Origin of the sequence: Paraburkholderia sp. WC7.3g (genome assembly GCF_050436345.1) — a bacterium.
Classification (GTDB): domain Bacteria; phylum Pseudomonadota; class Gammaproteobacteria; order Burkholderiales; family Burkholderiaceae; genus Paraburkholderia; species Paraburkholderia podalyriae.
Map to the genome: position 1 here is coordinate 3,562,082 of NZ_JBNDMA010000002.1, position 15,793 is coordinate 3,577,874.

Consider the following 15,793-nt stretch of genomic DNA (forward strand, 5'->3'; position numbering starts at 1 on the left):
CCTGATTCTGGCGCGATTATTCCGTCGCGCGATACGCTGGGCGATTGACGATGCCGGCCCCCACCACGCGCGGCGCCAGATAATACGCTGACCGCGCCAGCCGGTAAAAGGTTCGTCCCTTGCCCGGCGCGGAAAATCGGCCCGCCTTCCCTTCCGCACGATTGCCCGAGGCTTTGTACAATGAGTCGACCCAACCCGGCTCGCGCGCCGTTTGCGCGCCCGACCGCTCGAGTACACCACCAAAGAACGCCATGGCCGATACCGCAACGCCCAATGTGATCCGCCGCGCCGATTATGCGCCGCCCGCCTTCCTGATCGACACCGTCGCGCTGGAATTCGATCTGGTCCCCGAACGCACGGTCGTCAGGAACACGATGCGGGTGCGCCGCAACCCGGATGCGTCACACGCCGCGCATCTCGAACTGATGGGCGAGCAGCTTGAGTTCGTCAGCGCCGGCATCGACGGCAAGCCGTTCCCGAACGCGCATCCGCACGAGCACGGGCTGCTGCTCGACAATGTGCCGGACAGCTTCGAGCTGACGCTCACGAGCATCTGCAATCCCGTGGAAAACACCACGCTGTCGGGCCTGTATGTATCGAGCGGCAACTTCTTCACGCAGTGCGAGGCCGAGGGTTTTCGCCGCATCACGTACTTCCTCGACCGCCCCGACGTGATGGCGAGCTTCACGGTCACGCTGCGCGCAAGCAAGGCCGACTATCCGGTGCTGCTGTCGAACGGCAATCTGCTCGAACAAGGCGAGTTGCCCGGCGGCCGCCATTTCGCGCGCTGGGAAGATCCGTTCAGGAAGCCGAGCTATCTGTTCGCGCTCGTCGCGGGCAAGCTCGTCGCGCTCGAAGAACGCGTGAAGACCGGCTCGGGCAAGGAGAAGCTGCTGCAGGTATGGGTCGAGCCGCACGACCTCGACAAGACCCGTCACGCGATGGATTCCCTGATCCACTCGATCCGCTGGGACGAACAACGCTTCGGGCTCGAGCTCGATCTGGACCGCTTCATGATCGTCGCGGTCAGCGACTTCAACATGGGCGCGATGGAGAACAAGGGGCTCAACATCTTCAACACGAAGTACGTGCTCGCGAACCCCGAAACGGCCACCGACACCGACTTCTCGAACATCGAGGCGGTGGTCGGCCACGAGTACTTCCACAACTGGACCGGCAACCGCGTGACCTGCCGCGACTGGTTCCAGCTGAGCCTGAAGGAAGGTCTGACGGTGTTCCGCGACCAGGAGTTTTCGGCCGACATGGCCGGAGGCGCCGCCGACGAAGCCGCACGCGCGACGAAGCGCATCGAGGACGTGCGCGTGCTGCGCCAGATGCAGTTCGCCGAGGACGCGGGCCCGATGGCGCATCCGGTGCGCCCGGAGAGCTACGTCGAAATCAACAACTTCTACACGATGACCGTCTACGAAAAAGGCTCGGAAGTCGTGCGGATGTATCAGACGCTGTTCGGCCGCGACGGCTTTCGCAAGGGCATGGATCTGTACTTCAAGCGTCATGACGGCCAGGCCGTGACCTGCGACGACTTCCGTCACGCGCTCGCCGACGCGAATGGCCGCGACCTCGCGCAGTTCGAGCGCTGGTATAGCCAGGCCGGCACGCCGCGCGTGTCGGTTCGTACGCGCTACGACGCCGCGCAGCAGCGCTACAGCGTGACGCTGCGCCAGGGCTACGGCGATGCCGCGCCAACCGCGCGCGAAACGCAGAAGGGCCCGCTGCTGATTCCGTTCGCGATCGGTCTGATCGGCAAGGACGGCCGCGACCTGCCGCTGCGGCTCGACGGCGACGCGAAGGCGTCGGAGTCGACCACGCGCGTGCTCGAATTCACGCAGACCGAGCAGACCTTCACGTTCGTCAACGTCGGACAGGAACCGTTGCCCTCGCTGCTGCGCAATTTCTCGGCACCGGTGATCGTCGAGTACGACTACACGGCTGAACAGCTCGCGTTCCTGCTCGCGCACGACAGCGATCCGTTCAACCGCTGGGAAGCCGGGCAGCGGCTCGCCACGCGCGAACTGCTCGCGCTCGCCGCGCGCGCGGCCATGGGCGCGGCGCTGCGGCTCGACGACTCGGTGGTCGCCGCATTCGCGCGCGTTTTGACCGACGAGACGCTGTCGCCGGCGTTCCGCGAGCTCGCGCTGATGCTGCCGTCCGAAGCGTATCTGGCTGAGCAGATGGCCGAATCGAATCCGGCCGCTGTGCACGCGGCACGGCAGTTCGTGCGCAAGCGCCTCGCGAATGCGCTGCGTGACGACTGGCTGAAGGTCTACGAGCAGCATCGCACGCCGGGCGCCTATGAAACGACGCCCGAGGCCGCCGGTCGTCGCGCGCTGAAGAATCTGGCGCTGTCGTATCTGACCGAACTCGACGACTCCGCGGACGCCGTCCGTCTCGCCGCCGCGCAATATGAAACCGCGAACAACATGACCGACCGCGCGGCCGCGCTGTCGGCACTGCTCAACGCGGCCGCGCCGCAAGGCGGCAGCCCCGAGGCGCAGCACGCGCTCGACGACTTCTATCGACGCTTCGAGAAGGAGCCGCTCGTCATCGACAAATGGTTCGCGTTGCAGGCCACCCAGCGCGGCGGCGCACGACATCCGGTGATCGATACGGTGCGCAAGCTGATGACGCATCCGGCCTTCAACCTGAAGAATCCGAATCGGGCGCGTTCGCTGATTTTCAGCTTCTGCGCGGCGAACCCTGCGCAGTTCCACGCGGCAGATGGCTCCGGCTACGCATTCTGGGCCGAGCAGGTGATCGCGCTCGACGCGCTCAATCCGCAGGTGGCCGCGCGCCTCGCGCGCTCGCTCGAACTGTGGCGACGCTTCACGCCGGCGCTGCGCGACAGCATGCGCGCGGCGCTCGAGAAAGTGGCCGCACAGGTCAAGTCGCGCGACGTGCGCGAGATCGTCGAGAAGGCGTTGGCGTGATGCCTCGCTGAGTTCTTGAGTCGCATCGGAAAGCCGGCACGCGTTGCCGGCTTTTTTTCGCGCTGTTTTTCGCGCTGTTTCTCGTTGACGGGCTGAGTTCACGCCGTTAGCCATTTGGCCGACTGTTCATCAGGCGTCGCCGGGAAGAAAGTATACGTACACGCTTAACGCTTTACATTTAACGCTGTACGTTATACGATTCCATGATCACGACATTCGCAGACAAGGCCACCGCAAGAATTTTTCAGGGCAGGTTCGTGCATACATTGCCGCACTCGATCCAATCGCTAGCGCATCGCAAGTTGCTGATGATCGACGCCGCGAGCTCCATCGCGAGTTTGCACGCGCCGCCCGGCAACCGGCTCGAAGCCCTGCAAGGCGAGCGCAGCGGGCAATGGAGTATCCGCGTCAATGCGCAGTGGCGCATCTGTTTTCATTTCGTCGGCGAAGACGCGCTGAATGTCGAGATCGTCGACTATCACTGATTATTGGGAGACCGACATGGTCATCAAACGCTCCGCGCTGAACAGCATCGATTTCTCCGACATCGATACGGGCGCGGCCATTGCCGAGATCCATCCGGGCGAGATTCTGCGCAGCGAGTTCCTCGAGCCGCTCGGCATGTCCGTCAACGCACTGGCGCTTGCGCTGCGGGTGCCGGCGCCGCGAATCAACGACGTCGTGCGCGGCCGCCGCGCAATCTCCGCCGATACCGCGCTGCGGCTCGAGCGCTACTTCGGCGCCAGCGCGCAGTTCTGGCTCAACCTGCAAATCGCCTACGACCTGCGCGTCGCCACCGCCGCCGCCGGCGAGCAGATCGAACGGGAAATCGAACCGATGCCGCGCGGCGATCGCCCGAAACTGCCCAGTGTGCCCGCGGGACACGCGCGAGCCGCGGCGCTCGCGGCCAGCGTCAGCGGCACCGTGTCGGCCAGGACGCGCCGCAAGGCCTGAAGGCGTCCGTGCGACCAAAAGCACGGAGCCGACACAACGAGCGGTTAAAATCCCCACATTCTTCTAGCCTTCCTGGAGTACAGCAATGTCCTTGCAACGTCGTACCACTCTCACGAAGTACCTGATCGAACAGCAGCGCGAAACCAACAACCTGCCCGCCGACCTGCGCCTGTTGATCGAAGTCGTCGCGCGCGCGTGCAAGGCGATCAGCTACCACGTCAGCAAGGGCGCGCTCGGCGATGCGCTCGGCTCGGCGGGCAGCGAAAACGTCCAGGGCGAAGTGCAGAAGAAGCTCGACATTCTGTCGAACGAAATCCTGCTCGAGGCGAACGAATGGGGCGGCAACCTCGCGGGCATGGCCTCCGAGGAAATGGAACAATTCTTCCCGATTCCGGCCAATTATCCGAAGGGCGAATATCTGCTCGTGTTCGATCCGCTCGACGGCTCGTCGAACATCGACGTCAACGTGTCGATCGGCACAATCTTCTCGGTGCTGCGCTGCCCGGACGGCCATCAGGCCACCGAGCAGTCGTTCCTGCAGCCGGGCACCCAGCAGGTCGCCGCGGGCTATGCAGTGTACGGCCCGCAAACGGTGCTCGTGCTGACCACCGGTAACGGCGTGAACTGCTTCACGCTCGACCGCGAACTCGGCTCGTGGGTGCTCACGCAAAGCGACATGCGCATTCCCGTCGAAACGCGCGAGTATGCGATCAACGCGTCGAACGAGCGCCACTGGTATCCGCCGGTTCAGCAATACATCGGCGAGCTGAAGGCGGGTAAGGACGGCTCGCGCCAGGCCGACTTCAACATGCGCTGGATCGCGTCGATGGTCTCCGACGTGCATCGCATCCTGAATCGCGGCGGCATCTTCATGTACCCAGCCGACAAGCGTACGCCGGATAAGCCGGGCAAGCTGCGTCTGATGTACGAAGCGAATCCGATGGCGTTCATCGTCGAGCAGGCGGGCGGCGCCGCAACCAACGGCGAGAAGCGCATTCTCGACGTCCAGCCGAAGAGCCTGCACGAGCGCGTCGCGGTGTTCCTCGGCTCGAAGAACGAGGTCGATCGCGTGACCCGCTACCACCTCGAAGCGAAACAGTGATCGCGAATAAAAAATGCGTCGGGGCTTGCCAAGGCCCCAAAGTAGTCCCTATAATCTCGCTTCTCCTGATGCCGGAATAGCTCAGACGGTAGAGCAGCGCATTCGTAATGCGAAGGTCGGGGGTTCGATTCCTCTTTCCGGCACCATCAAGTTTCAAGCAAAAAGCCCAGTCCTCGTGACTGGGCTTTTTGTTTTGCCGTCGCGATGATCGCGCAGCACGCCGGCAGGTCAATCAGCAAACAGCCGAGCACTGCCGACCACGACAACGCCGAGTTGGACGATCAGTATCAGCATCGCGGCGCCCACGTGCGGCGGACGGGTTGCTTAGGGCCTCCAAAAGGCGTTTGCGGCCAACGTCGCGACTGAACCGGCGCGAGTCGTGACTCAACGCGGGGCCAGCCTAGCGGGGAACGTCGAGGGGTCGTAGGACCGTGGCATCGCGAGGTTGCGCGCGACGACTGTATCGGCTCGCGCGGTCAGTTGCTGGCGCGGCGCGCCGTATGCGGCTATCGCTTGCGCGGGGGCCGACGCGAACCACAAGATCCTGCCGGCGCATTCGATGCCAACCTGACGTCCGTTCCAGTAGACACCGTTTTCCATCGCGACCTCCCCCGAACTTTGAAGACCGTCATCATCCGCGTCGCACGTCGCGCGTCCGTCTGCCAACGCACGTCGGGTAAGCAGTAGTCGCTTCAACGATAGGTGGCCTGGCGCGGTGCGTCTGACTTGTCACCAAATGACGTTCTTTTGTCACAGCAATGCGGGAATGAGTCTGGTAGCCCACTGTCATAAGTTAATTAACGACAAATCTTTAAATAGTGTTTTGGGCGGTCAACGCGATGCGGAATGTGCCGTTTACTAGGAATCAGGCCGGAAGAATATGCAATCGGCAATACGAACGTTCAGTTCAGAAAAGCAAAAATCCTGCCGATGCGGCAATGCACAAGATTGTCCACCTTTGATTCACACGAAGGATTAGGTGCAGCGCAACGTCGATACGACCGGTCGTGCTGAAAACCAGGCAAGGCAAGGCGCAGAAGGGAATGGCGAAGGGCGGGACAGAGATGATTTCGCGCTGACAATTAAGCGGATCAAGCGGTTCGCGAATCCCAGCGCATAGTCAGACGATAAATTTTATTCAATCCCTCTGCTGATGTGTCGGCTTGTGCCGTTAAAGCAACAGAGTATGAGTGACTCGCATCGGACGCTGGTGCGACGCGGGGAACGAGGCCGATAATCGGTTCGCAAAGGAGAAAGATCATGGATGCCAAACCACCGAAGATTCCGACCCCGGACAAAGTGTTTTACCCGGATCCGGAACCTGTGGCCGTCGAGTTCCTGGGAGCCGAGCTGCCCGAGCATGTTCGCGCATTCTTCGATGAACAACGCAAGTCGTGCGATCCGAAGTAACGGGGGGCACTGACGCGACGCAACATTCGCGCTCGTTGAATTCACGCGCGGCGATCGCTCGCGCCCTCATCATGCGTCCGACGTTTCCGTCATGACGCCGGGTCGGTTCGCCTGATCACAGCAACAGCGCAGCGCTGGGCCACCCGGCTCCAGCCGTACTCATGCGCGCGACCTTCTCGCACCAACCTTCCTGCTCCCGACGACCTGTGTGAATTGGCCCGGTGCGCGCCTTTTGCCTGGCATCATTTATTCTTCTGGTTTTCTTCAGCGGCCGCGTGGCCAAGTCACCTCATGAATCGTTTGCATCGCTTCGGCGCGTCTTGCGCGCTCGCCATCGCCGCCTTCTTCGCCTTATCGCCCGCCCCCGCTGTCGCCGATGGCGACGATACCGCGCTCACCAACCTGATCGCGCTGGTCTCGCAGCGTCTTGCGCTCGCAGAGCCGGTCGCGCACTGGAAGTGGGCGAACCATCAGCCGATCACCGATACGCCGCGTGAAAATGCGCTGCTCGCCGACGTGGAAAAGCGCGCCGCGGCGGCAAACGTCGATCCGGCGTTCGCCCGCGCGTTCTTCCGTGATCAGATCGATGCAAGCAAGGACTTGCAGAACGCGCTGTTCGCCAACTGGCGGCGCACCCAGCCACCGCAAGGTCCCGCACCCGATCTCGCAACCAGCACGCGACCGCAACTCGACAAGCTGACACAATCGCTGGTGTCGAGTCTCGCGCGCGTGCAGCCACTGCGCGCGGCGGACGATTGTCCGTCGCGCGTCGCGCAATCACTGGCTAACTGGAAAGCGCTGACGCGCTATGACTCTGCCTACTCGAGCGCGTTGACGCGCGCGCTAGGTCACGTGTGCGAGACGGGCGGGGTTGGCGCGACCGGCTGATTCCGGTAACGCCACGGCGCATGGACGCTGCATAAGCGTCACATGACGACGCTCGACTCAGGCGTGTCACGCGATACGCTCAACGGCATCACGCGCAGACCACGCGCCAGACCGCTCTGCAAGATACGGTACGTCGAGAGTTCGAACGGCCCGGCCATCGTCGACGCATGAAGCTGCGCCGCCTGGATCAGCGACGGCGCGTGCCCGAGGTAGCGCCAGCCATCGACCACGTGGAAGATGCGCTGCGCGTCCTCACGCTCCTCGAACACGATAGGTCCCTCGAACGGCCAAGGCGCATTCGCCGGATCGCTCTTCGTCACACGCGGCAAGCGGTTGTGGCCCGGCCGCAGCGTGGCGATCCACTGCGCTTCGGCGAGCATCGCACCGAGTTCGCCGCCAGTCGCGCGCCATTCGACGCGTCGCACGAGCTGCGCGAGCCGCATATCCTTCGACGAACGCCGCTCGCCGGTCAGATGCGAGCGTAGCCGCTGACGCACACGTACGCTGCGCCCGACATACAGCGGCGCATCGCCTTCGCCATAGAACACATACACACCACAGCCCGCCGGCGCGGTGTCGAGCAGATCCTCGGTAATATCGCCGGCCAGCCGGTAACGCCGCGTCGTGCGCTCGATCTGCGCGCGCAGCGCCTCCAGCGGCACGAGCGTCGGCAGCCGCTGCCAGAACTGCCAGATCAGATCGGCGTCGGCGAGCGCACGGTGGCGGTCGGACGGCACCAGCGCATGGCGTTCGACGAGCGCATCGAGACCGTGGCGCTTTTCACCGGGAAACAGCGCGCGCGACAACCGCACCGTGCACAGAACGTCCGGATCGAACACGATTCCCGCGCGACGAAATTCGCTGCGCAGAAATCCGCGATCGAAACTCGCGTTGTGCGCGACGAACAGCTTGCCATTCAGACGCTCGAACAGCGCGGGCGCAATCGACTCGAACGTCGGTGCGCCGCGCACCATCTCGTTCGTGATGCCGGTCAGTTGCTGGATGAAAGACGGAATCGGCTGCTGTGGGTCGATCAGACTGCTCCAGCGCACTACGCCAGCCGGCCCGACTTCGACGACGCCGACTTCGGTAATGCGGTGCTCGCTCGCGGAGCCGCCGGTCGTTTCGAGATCGACGAAAACGATGGGTGCATCGAGTGCCGGTTCCGGCGAAAAGAGTTCAGACATGGGACAAGGGATTCGGACGCATGAATTTGCGGCAAGTATGCACCAGTTGGACGTTGCGCATCCAGGTTGCGCCGCGTGCGCAGGCGGAAACGGCAACGACGTGGCTTCCGGATTTGGCGCCGACATTCCGCAGACGCTTAAACCAGGCAATTAAACCGGAGGTCGCACGTTTCGTTTCGGCGCATTATGTTCGGACGATAATGCCTATTATTGAACCAGGCAGTTCCCGCTAAATTCGGGTTTAGAAACTACTCGAGCTTGAAATAAAAAACCCTCGCGCGGCCGGCGAAGGCTTGTGTTTGCTGACTGCGCGCGCGGCGCGGCCGGCGCGGCGCATTCACAGCGGCTGAATATTGGCCGCCTGCTTGCCCTTCGGGCTGGTCTTGACATCGAAGGACACACGCTGGTTTTCCTTCAGCGACTTGAAGCCCTCGCTGCAGATCTCCGAAAAGTGCGCGAACAGATCCTCTCCGCCCATATCCGACGTGATAAAGCCAAAACCTTTAGCATCGTTGAACCATTTGACGATACCAGTTTCCATTTCCTGTTTTCCCCTGTGATTTATCCAAAGCGGGCATTGCCCTTGAATCGATCCACCCCGATTCAATTGTCTATGTCTGATTGAAATGGAACCAGAAACAGCCAATGAAATTCGGCTTTGTCGTTATACGGGGAACGGAGAATGGCCGTCAAGTAAACTTTCTATATGCATTTAGCCTATAACAAGATAAAACTCTTAAGTCGCCGGGATATATCGGCCTCGTCAAATTTACCTGGACGAACTTTGGCCCAAGTTTTTACCGGGAAAATTTGCGATATATGCGATGCGAATGTAACAAAATCTATCTTTAAGTAAGTGTTTGTCCGAGTTGTTGCAGCGCGGCCCGACTCGCATGATGCAAACAGTGGTAGCGATGCGCTTCAGGAGGTCGCCATGCTGTTCACTGAAATTCGCCGTCTCTTCGCCTGTCTCGCTCATCCGCACGCAAAGGTCCCCGATCAGCGCGCACCCACTGAGGACTCGGCCAGCGCTTTCGACTTCGACCCGATGTGGCACGGCGACCACTGGCAGAACCTGCTCTCGTCGCCGATGGATGCGCGCCGTTATGTGATGGAAGACTGGAGCGTGTCCGCCCAGCCTAGCTGGGACGACGCGGAAGGTACCGCGCCCGCTCATTAGAGTTCTGCGCGTAGAGCTTCCGCCAAAAAAAAGCGCGACTGGTAGGTCGCGCCGACAAGGTTTGGAGATCTTTTTCGTCAACGAAAAAGTCTGCTTTGGGAAGCAGAAATTACCGTATAGCGGCCGTCTGGGATTTCTATTATTCACACAATTAACAATCCTCTATTGTCGCGATAACAACAATCCGTTTTTTCGCATTTCTTTCCGTTGTTTTTTCGCATCGTTCCGTGTCGCGAAGCAACAACGCATCGCAGGAAAATTCAGGCGGTGAATCCGCCGAGTCGGACGCAAAGCCTTTATACATAAGGCTCTAATGGCAATCACCCATCGTTTCTCTTCCCGTAATACTTTATTGCGCGAATCGGAACGCCAACTCCTGGAAGTGTCTCTCTACACTCTGCCTAATCGGATACCGGCGCGGATCTGGTCAACGCGCTTCTCACGCGGATTCCGCTTCTCGCAGCGCTCGCGTGAAGGTCTCCTAAGCCAGGGTTTTATACCTCTCTCGCTCTCGGAGTTATATCAATGAAGAAGACACTCATGGTCGCTGCCCTGTCGGGCGTTTTCGTAACGGCAGCGCACGCTCAAAGTAGCGTCACCCTCTATGGCCTGATCGACGCCGGTATCACCTATACGAACAACCAGCACGGCCATAGCAACTGGCAAATGACGAGCGGCTCGGTGAACGGCAGCCGCTTCGGCCTGCGTGGCGCTGAAGACCTCGGCGGCGGTCTGAAGGCCATCTTCACGTTGGAAAACGGCTTCGGCATCAACGATGGCACGCTCAAGCAAAACAGCCGTCTGTTCGGCCGGCAGGCGTTCGTCGGTCTGTCGAGCGACCAGTTCGGCGCGGTCACGCTCGGCCGTCAATATGACAGCGTGGTCGACTACGTCGCCCCGTTGGCGCTGACCGGCACGCAATATGGCGGGACGCAGTTCGCGCACCCGTTCGACAACGACAACCTGAACAACTCGTTCCGTATCGACAACTCGGTCAAGTTCCAGAGCGCGAACTATGGCGGCTTCAAGTTCGGCGCGTTGTACGGCTTCTCGAACCAGGCTGCCGGCTTCGCGAACAACCGCGCGTACAGCGCCGGCGCGTCGTACAACTGGGGCGGCCTGAACGTCGCTGCCGCTTACATGCAACTGAATGCCAACGGCGCAACCAGCGCGGCCGCGGCATTCAATTCGGGCGGCGCAGTGTCGGGCGACAACACGTTCTTCGCACAACGTCAGCAAACGTGGGGCGCAGGCGCCAACTACGCGTTCGGCCCGGCAACGGTGGGCCTCGTGTATTCGCAGACGAACCTGCACGGCCTCTCCGGTATCAGCCAGGCCGCATCGGGTATTGCGGGCGGCGTGGCCTTCCCGACCAACAGCGCCCAGTTCCAGAACTTCGAAGCCAATGCCCGTTACGCTCTGACGCCGGCACTGAGCCTCGCGGCCGCGTACACGTACACCCGCGCGAACCTGTCGAGCTCACACGTGCACTGGAACCAGGTCAACCTGCAAACCGCCTACGCGCTGTCCAAGCGAACCGACGTGTACCTGCAGGGCGTCTATCAGGCCGCCAACGAAAATTCGATCGTCGACGCCAACATCAATGGCCTCGGCGCGGCTTCGAGCAACAACAAGCAGGTCGCCGTGACGGCTGGTCTGCGTCACCGCTTCTAAGCACTGCGCAACGACTGGCAGCAGAAAAGGCGCCGTTCGCGGCGCCTTTTTTATGACCGTGCCGAAGCTGTTTTTGCCTGGCTTTGTGCAAGCTTGCTTGCACGTGATTCCACGTCTTCGCCAGTGGCCTAGCGGCCGCTCTCGGGCGGCGGATACCTGACGTCAAGAATATCGATTGTTTGCGGACCGGCTGGCGTGAATAACGTGACCGTATCGCCGACTTTAGCCTTCAGCAGCGCGCGAGCAATGGGCGAGATCCAGCTCACGTGCCCGATGTCCAGGTCGACCTCGTCGATACCGACGATCGTCACCTTATGCTCTTCGCCATCCTCGGTCGCATAGACGACCGTCGCGCCGAAGAACACCTGATCGACGTTTTCCTGCCGGCTGCTATCTACAACCTCGGCCAGGTCCAGCCGCTTGGTCAGAAAACGAATGCGCCGGTCGATTTCGCGCAGACGGCGTTTGCCGTAGATGTAGTCGCCATTCTCCGAGCGGTCGCCGTTCGACGCCGCCCACGAAACGAGCTTGACGACCTCGGGCCGCTCGACATCGATCAGATGCAGCAGTTCATCGCGCATTCGCCGATGACCGGCGGGAGTCATGTAGTTTTTGGTGCCTGCAGGCACGTCGGGCTGGGCGACATCGAGATCGTCATCGTTGTCTTCGCTCGACTCTTTGACAAAGGCCTTGTTCATAATGATCCAGTAACAGCAGCTAGCAACAATCTCTTAAAAGGTTACACGATCGAGCCCGCGACACAAAACGCCGTGATGGACTTCCTTTTTCGGAATCCGTTGGCTATAATCTCGTCTCTGTGTGCGGCTGTAGCTCAGTTGGATAGAGTACTTGGCTACGAACCAAGGGGTCGTGGGTTCGAATCCTGCCAGCCGCACCACCTTATTCGAGGGCGTTCCCGCCGGGAGTTCTCAGGTTTCACCAGTTTTTGCAGTAAGCATCACCATTTTGCGTGCGGCTGTAGCTCAGTTGGATAGAGTACTTGGCTACGAACCAAGGGGTCGTGGGTTCGAATCCTGCCAGCCGCACCACCCATGAAGGGCCTTCCAACCGGAAGGCCCTTTGTCTTTCCGGCGCACTACGCTCGCGCCAATGCGCGAGCCACTCATCGCGGCGCCGACTGGATATCCCCAATCTGCGCGTCCGGGTGCGGCAAGTCCTCCACCACCCCGCCTACGGTTTGCTCGCCGATCGTCTCGGCCTGCGTGCCGGTCAGTGCCTGGCGCTCACGCAGTAGATCTTCGACGGTATCGCCGAAATGGCTCGCGATAAACGCTCGCAGCAAAGCGATCCGCAGCGAGTCGCCCCGCCCTTCGGAGGCTCGATGTCCGCCCACGAACTCAGCAACGCATACCGCGCCTTGATCGCCCTGCTCGCGCACGTCGAGCCGGATCGCACGCTCGAGCACAACGGCAGCCGCCTCCCATGACGCGGAAGGCGTGAACCGTCCGTCCCACGGGCGACCCCGGTCATTGCCGCGGATCGCAACAGTCTCGCCACTGTCGGTAAAGTAGATTTCGCGCACGAAGTCGTGCAGGCTGCGCGCGACCCAGTAATCGAGCGCCACGCCAGTGAGGTCGGATACGTTCATCTGCGTTCTTCCTGGGGTTCAGGTGAGACTTGCCTTCAGTTGTATCCTGAGCCGCACGAAAGATGCCTGACTGGCGTGAAGCGCCAGTCGAGGCCGCGCCAACGCCCAGTCAGAAGCCGCTCAGTAATCTGCCCGCTCGCGGTCGATGCGCATGCCGCCTTCGTGGCGGTGATGCCCCTCTTCGCTCGGCCGCTCACGCGCGATGCGCATCACGTCGGGGTTCGTGCGCACGCGCCGCATCACGTTGGCCAGATGCACGCGATCGCTGACCTGAATCACGAAGCGCAGAATCGTGGATTCCTGCGATAGATCTTCGTCCATCGCGATATGGACGATGTTCGCGTCCGCCGACGTGATGTCGGCCGCCACGCGCGCGAACACGCCCTTGGTGTTCTTGACCAGCACCTTCACCGCGACATCGAATAGACGCCCCGGCTGCGGCGCCCACGCAACGTCGATCCAGCGACCCGGATCGCGCCGGTGGATACGCTGCGCGACGCGGCAGTCGGTGGTATGGATCGCCATGCCGAGGCCGATGCCGATATAGCCCATGATGTCGTCGCCCGGAATCGGACGGCAGCAGGCGGACAGTTGCACCGACATGCCCTCGGTGCCGGTGATGACGACCGGCGGCGCATGCGGTGTCGAACCGGACTCGGAGCGCGAGCCGTCGTCGTCGGCGTCTCGCCCGCTCATCAGCACTTCGATGCGCTTGGCCATCACCGCGGCGACCCGCCGGCCGAGACCGATGTCCGCGAAAATTTCCTGACGGTTCTTGTTGCCCGTCCACTGCACGAGCTTTTCCCACGCTTCCGGCGTCACGTCCGATAGCGCGAGACCATAGCCCTTCAACGCCTGATCGACGAGACGCTCGCCGAGCTGCACCGACTCGTTCAGGCGCATCGTCTTCAGATAGTGACGGATCGCCGAGCGCGCCTTACCGCTGCGCACGAAGCCAAGCCATGCGGGGTTCGGTTTGGAATACGGCGCCGTGATGACCTCGACGATGTCGCCGCTCTTCAGCTCGGTACGCAACGGCAGCAGCTCGTTGTTGATCTTCACCGCGACGCACTGGTTGCCGAGGTCGCTGTGGATCGAATACGCGAAGTCGAGCGCGGTGGCGCCGCGCGGCAGCGCCATGATCTTCGACTTCGGCGTGAACACGTAGACCGCGTCCGGGAACAGGTCGATCTTCACGTGCTCGAGGAATTCACTCGAGTCACCCGCTTCGCTCTGGATGTCGAGCAGCGACTTCAGCCACTGGTGCGCGCGCTTCTGCACGTCGTTCAGATCCGCGCTGCCGTTCTTGTACAGCCAGTGCGCGGCGACGCCCGCCTCGGCGATCTCGTGCATCTTGCGCGTTCGCACCTGAAACTCGATCGGCGCGCCGAACGGGCCGACGAGCGTGGTGTGCAGCGACTGATAGCCGTTCACCTTCGGGATCGCGATGTAATCCTTGAATTTGCCCGGCACCGGTTTAAAGAGCGCATGGAGCGCACCGATGCAGGTATAGCACTCGAGTGCGCTCTCCACGACCACACGAAAACCGTACACGTCGAGTACCTGCGAGAACGACAACTGCTTGTCGCGCATCTTCTTGTAGATACTGAAGATGGTTTTCTCGCGACCGGTGACTTCGGCGTCGATCTTTGCGTCCGCGATAGCGCGTTGCACCAATTCGAGAATCTTGCCAACCACCTCGCGACGGTTGCCGCGCGCAGCCTTGACGGCTTTTTCGAGCGTCGCGTAACGGTGCGGGTTGAAGTTCGCGAAGCTCAGGTCCTGCAACTCGCGGTAGGTATTGTTCAGGCCGAGCCGATGGGCGATGGGAGCGTAAATGTCGAGCGTTTCGCGCGCGACGCGGCGACGTTTCTCAGCCGGCACCGCGCCGAGAGTACGCATGTTGTGCAGCCGGTCGGCGAGCTTTACGAGGATCACGCGCACGTCGCGCGCCATCGCGAGCAGCATCTTGCGGAAGTTCTCCGCCTGCGCTTCCTCGCGATTGCGGAACTCCATCTTGTCCAGCTTGGACAACCCGTCGACCAGTTCCGCGACCTTCGCGCCGAAGCGCTCGGCGAGTTCCGCCTTGGTCACGCCCTGGTCTTCCATCACGTCGTGCAGAAGCGCCGCCATGATCGCCTGGGCGTCGAGATTCCAGCCCGCGCAGATTTCCGCGACGGCGACTGGATGCGTGATGTAGGGCTCGCCGCTCTGGCGATACTGGCCGAGGTGGGCTTCGTCGCTGAAGTGGAACGCCGCCTTGATGTCCTTGATCTCTTCCGGCTGCAGATAGCCGGACAGCGCGGACGTCAGATTGGCGATGGAAACGACGTCATGCCGGCGCGGCTGCTCCGGCGTGGCGGTCGGCCCGAACAGATGGCGAAACGATTGCTCGAGGACCGCGTCGATGTACTTGCGTGCAGACGAAGGCGAGTCGGCGTCGTGGTCCGCTTCCGTGGCGGTGGGCGGGGTAGCACTCATGGTCGCCTCCGGTAGCGGTCAGGGTTGGACGCAGTTCTGCGCGTTGAGCAATCCGGTGTGGCGAATACCGGGCAGGTCGAAAACGAAAATCCGTGCGCCTTAGACCGGCACCTTCTTCAGCATTTCAACGCCGACCTGACCCGATGCGATTTCACGCAGCGCGAGGACGGTGGGCTTGTCGCGGCTTTCGATCTTCGGCGTGTGGCCTTGAGCGAGCTGACGCGCGCGATAGGTTGCGGCAAGCGCGAGTTCGAAACGGTTCGGGATCTGTTTGAGGCAGTCTTCGACGGTAATGCGGGCCATGTTGGGTTCCTTCTCAGTATGTTGTTCATTCTACCTTATGTGCCTGACACCACGCCG

15 protein-coding genes and 3 tRNA genes are annotated in these 15,793 nt (G+C 61.7%); 11 read left to right on the forward strand and 7 right to left on the reverse strand.

All coding sequences use genetic code 11. The features are described 5' to 3' along the window. Window positions 1-16: 16 nt before the first annotated feature. Window positions 17-253 carry a hypothetical protein gene (locus OKW43_RS27795; protein WP_429450981.1) on the reverse strand — a complete coding sequence of 79 codons (237 nt, stop codon included), beginning with the start codon at window positions 251-253 and terminating at the stop codon, window positions 17-19. Between OKW43_RS27795 and pepN the strand changes: the two genes are divergently transcribed. The 7 genes from pepN (at window position 252) to OKW43_RS27830 (ending at window position 7,302) form a co-directional block, all read left to right on the forward strand. Further along, window positions 252-2,948, forward strand: coding sequence for an aminopeptidase N (gene pepN, locus OKW43_RS27800; RefSeq protein WP_429450983.1), 2,697 nt, complete (start codon window positions 252-254; stop codon window positions 2,946-2,948). The genes OKW43_RS27795 and pepN overlap by 2 nt on opposite strands. 203 nt (window positions 2,949-3,151) lie before the next feature. Continuing rightward, on the forward strand, window positions 3,152-3,433 hold the full coding sequence (locus OKW43_RS27805) for a type II toxin-antitoxin system RelE/ParE family toxin (RefSeq protein WP_187635573.1): 282 nt from the start codon (window positions 3,152-3,154) through the stop codon (window positions 3,431-3,433). A 16-nt stretch (window positions 3,434-3,449) separates the two neighbouring features. Then, on the forward strand, window positions 3,450-3,902 hold the full coding sequence (locus OKW43_RS27810; protein WP_187635574.1) for a HigA family addiction module antitoxin: 453 nt from the start codon (window positions 3,450-3,452) through the stop codon (window positions 3,900-3,902). Window positions 3,903-3,987: 85 nt separating this feature from the next. After that, window positions 3,988-5,004 (forward strand): class 1 fructose-bisphosphatase, encoded by a 1,017-nt coding sequence (locus OKW43_RS27815; protein ID WP_187635575.1) that lies wholly within the window; start codon window positions 3,988-3,990, stop codon window positions 5,002-5,004. A gap of 70 nt (window positions 5,005-5,074) precedes the next feature. Further along, window positions 5,075-5,150, forward strand: a tRNA-Thr gene (locus OKW43_RS27820). 1,114 nt (window positions 5,151-6,264) lie between these two features. Continuing rightward, entirely contained in the window at window positions 6,265-6,414 is a 150-nt protein-coding gene (locus OKW43_RS27825; protein WP_008921206.1) for a hypothetical protein, read from the forward strand. Window positions 6,415-6,705: 291 nt separating this feature from the next. Beyond that, window positions 6,706-7,302 (forward strand): chorismate mutase, encoded by a 597-nt coding sequence (locus OKW43_RS27830; protein ID WP_187635595.1) that lies wholly within the window; start codon window positions 6,706-6,708, stop codon window positions 7,300-7,302. Between the two features lie 38 nt (window positions 7,303-7,340). On the opposite strand, the gene OKW43_RS27835 is transcribed toward OKW43_RS27830, so the two are convergent. Further along, window positions 7,341-8,489, reverse strand: a complete 1,149-nt coding sequence (locus OKW43_RS27835) for an exonuclease domain-containing protein (protein ID WP_429450987.1) — start codon at window positions 8,487-8,489, stop codon at window positions 7,341-7,343. A 337-nt stretch (window positions 8,490-8,826) separates the two neighbouring features. Next, window positions 8,827-9,030, reverse strand: a complete 204-nt coding sequence (locus tag OKW43_RS27840; RefSeq protein ID WP_187635597.1) for a cold-shock protein — start codon at window positions 9,028-9,030, stop codon at window positions 8,827-8,829. A gap of 393 nt (window positions 9,031-9,423) precedes the next feature. On the opposite strand from OKW43_RS27840, the gene OKW43_RS27845 reads away from it, so the two are divergent. Beyond that, a complete protein-coding gene (locus OKW43_RS27845) occupies window positions 9,424-9,669 on the forward strand; it encodes a hypothetical protein (protein WP_187635598.1) in 246 nt (81 codons plus the stop codon). A 525-nt stretch (window positions 9,670-10,194) separates the two neighbouring features. Beyond that, the gene (locus tag OKW43_RS27850) at window positions 10,195-11,343 is read left to right on the forward strand and encodes a porin (RefSeq protein ID WP_187635599.1); all 1,149 of its coding nucleotides are present in this window, start codon (window positions 10,195-10,197) and stop codon (window positions 11,341-11,343) included. 128 nt (window positions 11,344-11,471) lie between these two features. On the opposite strand, the gene greB is transcribed toward OKW43_RS27850, so the two are convergent. Beyond that, on the reverse strand, window positions 11,472-12,041 hold the full coding sequence (greB, locus tag OKW43_RS27855) for a transcription elongation factor GreB (protein ID WP_187635600.1): 570 nt from the start codon (window positions 12,039-12,041) through the stop codon (window positions 11,472-11,474). A gap of 123 nt (window positions 12,042-12,164) precedes the next feature. Here greB and OKW43_RS27860 point away from each other — a divergent pair. Together OKW43_RS27860 and OKW43_RS27865 are read left to right on the forward strand one after the other, a co-directional pair. Next, window positions 12,165-12,241: transfer RNA gene (locus OKW43_RS27860), tRNA-Arg, on the forward strand. Window positions 12,242-12,315: 74 nt separating this feature from the next. Beyond that, a tRNA-Arg gene (locus OKW43_RS27865) sits at window positions 12,316-12,392 on the forward strand. A gap of 74 nt (window positions 12,393-12,466) precedes the next feature. Here OKW43_RS27865 and OKW43_RS27870 read toward each other — a convergent pair. The 3 genes from OKW43_RS27870 to rpoZ form a co-directional block, all read right to left on the reverse strand. Then, the gene (locus tag OKW43_RS27870) at window positions 12,467-12,952 is read right to left on the reverse strand and encodes a phage protein NinX family protein (protein WP_187635601.1); all 486 of its coding nucleotides are present in this window, start codon (window positions 12,950-12,952) and stop codon (window positions 12,467-12,469) included. A gap of 120 nt (window positions 12,953-13,072) precedes the next feature. After that, window positions 13,073-15,433 (reverse strand): RelA/SpoT family protein, encoded by a 2,361-nt coding sequence (locus tag OKW43_RS27875; protein WP_187635602.1) that lies wholly within the window; start codon window positions 15,431-15,433, stop codon window positions 13,073-13,075. 99 nt (window positions 15,434-15,532) lie between these two features. Further along, complete coding sequence (gene rpoZ / locus OKW43_RS27880; RefSeq protein ID WP_008921215.1) at window positions 15,533-15,736, reverse strand: DNA-directed RNA polymerase subunit omega; 204 nt, start codon at window positions 15,734-15,736, stop codon at window positions 15,533-15,535. Window positions 15,737-15,793 lie beyond the last annotated feature (57 nt).

Excerpts from the sequence above, each read along its gene's own strand:
- OKW43_RS27840 (WP_187635597.1), bottom strand. The coding sequence starts at position 9,030 with ATGGAAACTGGTATCGTCAAATGGTTCAACGATGCTAAAGGTTTTGGC.
- OKW43_RS27805 (WP_187635573.1), top strand. The coding sequence starts at position 3,152 with ATGATCACGACATTCGCAGACAAGGCCACCGCAAGAATTTTTCAGGGC.
- rpoZ (WP_008921215.1), bottom strand. The coding sequence starts at position 15,736 with ATGGCCCGCATTACCGTCGAAGACTGCCTCAAACAGATCCCGAACCGT.
- OKW43_RS27815 (WP_187635575.1), top strand. The coding sequence starts at position 3,988 with ATGTCCTTGCAACGTCGTACCACTCTCACGAAGTACCTGATCGAACAG.
- OKW43_RS27830 (WP_187635595.1), top strand. The coding sequence starts at position 6,706 with ATGAATCGTTTGCATCGCTTCGGCGCGTCTTGCGCGCTCGCCATCGCC.
- OKW43_RS27845 (WP_187635598.1), top strand. The coding sequence starts at position 9,424 with ATGCTGTTCACTGAAATTCGCCGTCTCTTCGCCTGTCTCGCTCATCCG.
- OKW43_RS27795 (WP_429450981.1), bottom strand. The coding sequence starts at position 253 with ATGGCGTTCTTTGGTGGTGTACTCGAGCGGTCGGGCGCGCAAACGGCG.
- OKW43_RS27810 (WP_187635574.1), top strand. The coding sequence starts at position 3,450 with ATGGTCATCAAACGCTCCGCGCTGAACAGCATCGATTTCTCCGACATC.
- OKW43_RS27875 (WP_187635602.1), bottom strand. The coding sequence starts at position 15,433 with ATGAGTGCTACCCCGCCCACCGCCACGGAAGCGGACCACGACGCCGAC.
- OKW43_RS27870 (WP_187635601.1), bottom strand. The coding sequence starts at position 12,952 with ATGAACGTATCCGACCTCACTGGCGTGGCGCTCGATTACTGGGTCGCG.
- greB (WP_187635600.1), bottom strand. The coding sequence starts at position 12,041 with ATGAACAAGGCCTTTGTCAAAGAGTCGAGCGAAGACAACGATGACGAT.
- OKW43_RS27850 (WP_187635599.1), top strand. The coding sequence starts at position 10,195 with ATGAAGAAGACACTCATGGTCGCTGCCCTGTCGGGCGTTTTCGTAACG.
- pepN (WP_429450983.1), top strand. The coding sequence starts at position 252 with ATGGCCGATACCGCAACGCCCAATGTGATCCGCCGCGCCGATTATGCG.
- OKW43_RS27825 (WP_008921206.1), top strand. The coding sequence starts at position 6,265 with ATGGATGCCAAACCACCGAAGATTCCGACCCCGGACAAAGTGTTTTAC.
- OKW43_RS27835 (WP_429450987.1), bottom strand. The coding sequence starts at position 8,489 with ATGTCTGAACTCTTTTCGCCGGAACCGGCACTCGATGCACCCATCGTT.